Origin of the sequence: Actinosynnema sp. NPDC023658, from assembly GCF_040639995.1 — a bacterium.
Lineage (GTDB): Bacteria > Actinomycetota > Actinomycetes > Mycobacteriales > Pseudonocardiaceae > Actinosynnema.
Map to the genome: position 1 here is coordinate 1 of NZ_JBFAAX010000436.1, position 4,852 is coordinate 4,852.

Below are 4,852 nucleotides of genomic sequence, written 5' to 3' on the forward strand. Positions count from 1 at the left end.
GACCCCGTCGAACCGCACCGAGCCCCGCACGTCGCCCAGCGGCGTCGGTTCCTCCGGCTCGCGCACCTCCGGCCGCTCCTCCAGCACAGGTCGGGCCGTTCCACGTGGTGGCCGCCCGCGTCGACCCCGACGGCGCTCGGCACGTGTTCACCCACGACACCGAGCTGCGGCTCGTCGAGGTCACCAACCCGCAGTTGCTGACCTGGCGCTACACCTACGACCCGGCCGGGAACCTGCTGCGGGAGCTGGACTTCGACGGCCGCGCCACCTCCTACGAGCACGACGCGGCGAAGCGGCTCGTCCGGCTGACCAACGGCGAGGGCGAGGCCATCGCGATCACGCGGGACGCGCTCGGCCGCCCGGTCGAGCAGCGCACCGACGACGGCGCGGTGACGGCGTTCGACTACGACGCGGCGGGCCGCGTGCTCACCGCGACGAACCCGGACGCCGAGCTGGTCTTCACCCGCGACGCGCTCGGCCGACCGCTGAGCGAGACCGTCAACGGCCGCACCCTCACCTCCACCTACGACGCGCTGGGCCGCCGCACGTCCCGCACCACGCCGACCGGCCACCGCTCGGACTGGCAGTACGACCGCGTCGGCCTGCCCGCAGCGCTGACCACGAACGGCACCCGGATCGCCTTCGCGCACGACGCAGCCCGCCGCGAGGTGCACCGGTGGCTGAGCGCGGACGTCGCGGTCACCAGCTCGTGGGACAGCTCCGGTCGGCTCACCGCGCGCCAAGTGGTCGGCTTCGACGGCCCGGACGGCCGCCGGGTGCCGCGACCCCGCTACGGGCGCGGCTGGACCTACCGGCCCGACGGCGTGCCGGACTCGGTGCGGGACAGCTTCGACGGGCACCGCCGCTTCGACCTCGACCACCGCGGCCGGGTCACCGCCGTGCGCGCGGCGACGTGGACCGAGAACTACGCCTACGACGCGTCCGGCAACCTCGCGTTCGCCGCGGACAGCCGGGCCGCCGACTCACCGGTGGCCGGGCCGAGGTCCACGTCCGGGACGCTGGTGCGCCGCGCGGGCCGCACCCACTACGACCACGACGCCCAGGGCCGCGTGGTGCGCGCGTTGCGGCACACGCCGTCCGGCGCGCGGCAGGTCTGGGCGTACCGGTACGACGCGCGCAGCAGGCTCGTCGAAGCCGTCAACCCGGCCGGGCAGCGGTGGACCTACCACTACGACCCGCTGGGCAGGCGGATCGCCAAGCGACGGCTGGACGGCGGCGGCGCGGCGGTCGAGGAGGTCAGGTTCCACTGGGACGCCCAGGTGCTGGCCGAGCAGGAGCACGTGGTCGCCGGGACGCCGTTCGTCGCCACCACCACGTGGGACCACCGGCCCGGCTCGTGGACCCCGGTCAGCCAGGAGCGCCGCACCACCGCGGCCGACGCGCCGCAGCACGTGGTTGACCGGCGGTTCCACGCGATCGTCACGGACCTCGTCGGCACGCCGACCGAGCTGGTCACCACCGACGGCCGCGTCGACTGGAGGCAGCGGACCAGCCTGTGGGGCGAGGAACGAGGACCGGTGGGCGCGGACGGCGCGGACTGCCTGTTGCGCTTCCCCGGCCAGTACCACGACCGCGAGACCGGGCTGAACTACAACTACCACCGCTACTACGACCCGGCGACCGGCAGCTACACCACGCCCGACCCGCTCGGCCTCGACCCCGCGCCCAACCACCGCGGGTACGTGGACAACCCGCTGGCCCTGCTCGACCCGGTCGGCCTCATCACCCGCGACCGCTACCTGCGCCTGGACCGGGACGGCTGGTCCAACTACACGTTGAGCGACTCGAACGGCACGGTCTACTACTCCGGCCAGTTCGGGCCCGACGCCACCCAGGCCGACGTCGAAGCCAGGCACGCCGCCAACCACAACCGGTACGACCCCGCCAACGGCGACACGATCTCGGTTGTGCCGGGCACGCGGACCTACGGCGAGTCCAGCCTCATGGAACAGCGGTTGGCGGAGCAGTACGGTACGGTCATCGGCCGCGACGGCGACAACTACCGAGGCAACCGGCAGAACCCCATGGGCGAGGACCGCTTGGCCGAGTACGAGGAGTACGAGCACCGCAAGACCAACGGGTTGGGGTGTCCGTGAGCGACGTCCCACCGCCCGCCGAGGCGCTGGACGAGCTGGCCGCGGGCTTCGCGGAGGTCGCCGCCCGGTTCACCGAAGAACTCGGCGGCGCACCCACGTTGGCGGAGTTCCTGGAGGTGCTCGGCTGGGCGATCCCGAGCACCGACGCCGTCGACGGCGCGTTCACCCGGCCGGCGAAGCTCGTCGCGACGGTCAAGGGCGCCAAGCGCTACGCGAGCGACCGGCCGTCCCGGGTGTCCGAGCTGAACGACGGGGTCTTCGAGGACGCCCGGGCCCACGTCGGCGTCCTGGCGGACCGGGTGCGGGCCGCGGGCGGTGCGCCGCTCACGCCGGGGCAGTTCGCGGCGGCGGTCCTGGAGGTGCTGCGGACCGGTCGGGTCGGCCTGGCCGACGTCGGCGCGGACGAGGTGCGCAAGCTCGTCGTCGAGGGCACGGGCAAGCGCACGGTGAAGCTCACGCCGGGCGACGTGCTGGCGATCCCCGTCCCGGGCGGCTACCGCCTGGCCGTGGTGATCACCAGGAACCGGTTCGGCACGGCCATCGGCCTGTTCGAGGGCGTGTCCCGCGACGGCCGCCCGGTCGCGGACGTCCTCGGAGCGCCCCGCCGGCTGCCGGTCTACACCGAGGAGAGCCTGGTCAAGAACGGCACCTGGAAGGTCGTCGACCACGACGAGGGCCTGCTGGGCTCGTTCCCGGCCGACCCGGAGGTCTACCACGAGCCGAACGCGTGGCCGGGCGTCGACACCGGTGAGCACGGCGCCGCCGAGACCGCCGACGGTCCGTTGCGGATGATCGACGAGGCGGAGGCGCGCGAGGTGGGCCTGCTGGACGGCACCTACCGCCAGACCCGTCCCGCCGCCTACCTGCAGAAGCTCCTGGGCGAGGAACCGGACGCCCGCTGAGCCCCGGCTCCCGCTCTCCTACCGGGTGGTGTCCCCGACATCGCCGCCCGCACGGCTGAGCCCGCCGTTCCGCCCCTCCGCGCTGGCGCGGGCCGCGTCGAAGCGGCGGGTCACGTCGGCCCAGTTCACCAGCGTCCACAGCTTCTGCACGTAGTCCGGCCGGACGTTGCGGTACTGCAGGTAGTAGGCGTGCTCCCACGCGTCGAACACCAGCACCGGGGTGGTGTTCAGGCCCACGTTGCCGTGGTGGTCGTACACCTGCTCGACGACCAGGCGCCCGGACAGCGGCTCCCACGCGAGCACTCCCCAGCCCGAGCCCTGCACGAGCGCGGTCGCGGCCGAGAGCTGCTTGGCGAACGCGTCGAACGAGCCGAAGTGCTCGTCGATCGCCGCCGCCAGCTCGCCGTCGGGCCGGTCGCCGCCGTCGGGGCTGAGGTTGTCCCAGAACATCGTGTGCAGGACGTGCCCGGAGAGGTTGAACGCGAAGGTCTTCTCCAGGCCGACGATGCCGGAGAAGTCCTCCTTCTCCCGGATCTCCGCGAGCCGTTCGAGGCTGTCGTTCGCGCCCTTGACGTAGGCCGCGTGGTGCTTGCCGTGGTGCAGTTCCAGGATCTCCCCGGTGATCGCGGGTTCGAGCGCCGCGTAGTCGTAGGGCAGGTCGGGCAGCACGTACTGGCTCATGGGCTTCTCCGGGGGACGTCGTCGCGATCGTTATTGCCACTATCTAGCAAGAGCAACTTTGTGGCAACTAGCGTGGTGATCACGTCGGCTCGTCGTCGTCCGCCTTGCCCGCGGTGCGGGGTCGGGGGATGGGCCGCTTGTTAGGCTCCCCACTCGTGCGTGCCCTCTTCCCAGGATCTTTCGACCCGGTGACCCCGGGCCACGAGGACGTCCTGCGCCGCGCCGCGCTCCTGTTCGACGAGGTCGTCGTCTGCGTCATGTCCAACCCGGCCAAGACCGGCCGCTCCCCGGTCACCGAGCGGCTCGACCGGCTCCGCGCGGCAGCCGCCGGCCTGGCCAACGTCACGATCGACGCCCACACCGGCGGCCTGCTGGTCGACTACTGCCGCCGGACGGGGATCGACGTCGTCGTCCGCGGGATCCGCGACCTCCACGACCTGGACTACGAGACGCCGATGGCCCGCATGAACCACGACCTGGCCGGCGTCGAGACGGTGTTCATCGCCGCGGACCCCACCCGGGCCCACCTCTCGTCCACCCTCGTCACCGCGCTGAGCGAGCACGACCTCGACGGGTGACGGGGGCCACCCCCGGTGGCGGCACCGCGTCCGTGATCGGGCGGGACCTCGACCGGGGAACGCGCCTCCGTCGCAGGTGATCAGGGGTGTTCGCGATGGGCGCGCTCGTCTGGCAGGCTGGGGGCAGGCCCGCAGGGGCCGCGCAAGGCTGTACCCGGCTGCGGCCGGTGGCGGCGACGTCGGGGAATTCGAGTGAGGTGCAGGCGCCCGCGCGGGGCCGATGAGCGCATGGTGGAGACCGGTCCTGCCGTCCTGCCGCACGAGTTCGCGACCGACGTCGCGTGGCTGGGAGCCCCCTACGCGGCCGTGCACGCGGACGCGACGGGCGTCGTGCGGGCCGCGAACGAGGCCGCGAAGCTGCTGTTCCCCCACGCCGCGCCGGACCTGCCGCTGACCGTCTGGGCGGGCTGGCTGGGCCGGGCGCACCAGGCGCCCGAGGGCGTGGCGCGCGGCCTGCTGGGCGACCGCAGCTTCGAGGCGCACCCCGTGGACCACGGCGACGGCGCGGTGACGTGGTGGCTGGTCGAGGACACCGACGCCCGGCTCGCGCGGAACTCGCTGAGGCTCGAACGGG

General features: G+C 73.3%; 4 protein-coding genes and 1 pseudogene. 4 read left to right on the forward strand and 1 reads right to left on the reverse strand.

The annotated features are described in order from the left end of the window. The first annotated feature begins 104 nt into the window (after window positions 1-104). Both AB0G02_RS28280 and AB0G02_RS28285 read left to right on the forward strand, forming a co-directional pair. A complete protein-coding gene (locus AB0G02_RS28280) occupies window positions 105-2,117 on the forward strand; it encodes an RHS repeat-associated core domain-containing protein (RefSeq protein WP_360799589.1) in 2,013 nt (670 codons plus the stop codon). Then, entirely contained in the window at window positions 2,114-3,019 is a 906-nt protein-coding gene (locus AB0G02_RS28285; RefSeq protein ID WP_360799592.1) for a hypothetical protein, read from the forward strand. The genes AB0G02_RS28280 and AB0G02_RS28285 overlap by 4 nt, the downstream gene beginning before the upstream one ends. Window positions 3,020-3,037: 18 nt before the next feature. Here the strand turns inward: AB0G02_RS28285 and AB0G02_RS28290 are convergent, their stop codons facing one another. After that, a complete protein-coding gene (locus tag AB0G02_RS28290; protein WP_360799595.1) occupies window positions 3,038-3,700 on the reverse strand; it encodes a superoxide dismutase in 663 nt (220 codons plus the stop codon). A gap of 155 nt (window positions 3,701-3,855) precedes the next feature. On the opposite strand from AB0G02_RS28290, the gene coaD reads away from it, so the two are divergent. Next, the gene (coaD, locus tag AB0G02_RS28295; protein ID WP_360799598.1) at window positions 3,856-4,278 is read left to right on the forward strand and encodes a pantetheine-phosphate adenylyltransferase; all 423 of its coding nucleotides are present in this window, start codon (window positions 3,856-3,858) and stop codon (window positions 4,276-4,278) included. A gap of 228 nt (window positions 4,279-4,506) precedes the next feature. After that, window positions 4,507-4,852, forward strand: a pseudogene (locus tag AB0G02_RS28300) (serine/threonine protein phosphatase); the annotation flags it as partial.

Coding starts and splice junctions, on each gene's coding strand:
- AB0G02_RS28290 (WP_360799595.1), bottom strand. CDS start 3,700: ATGAGCCAGTACGTGCTGCCCGACCTGCCCTACGACTACGCGGCGCTC.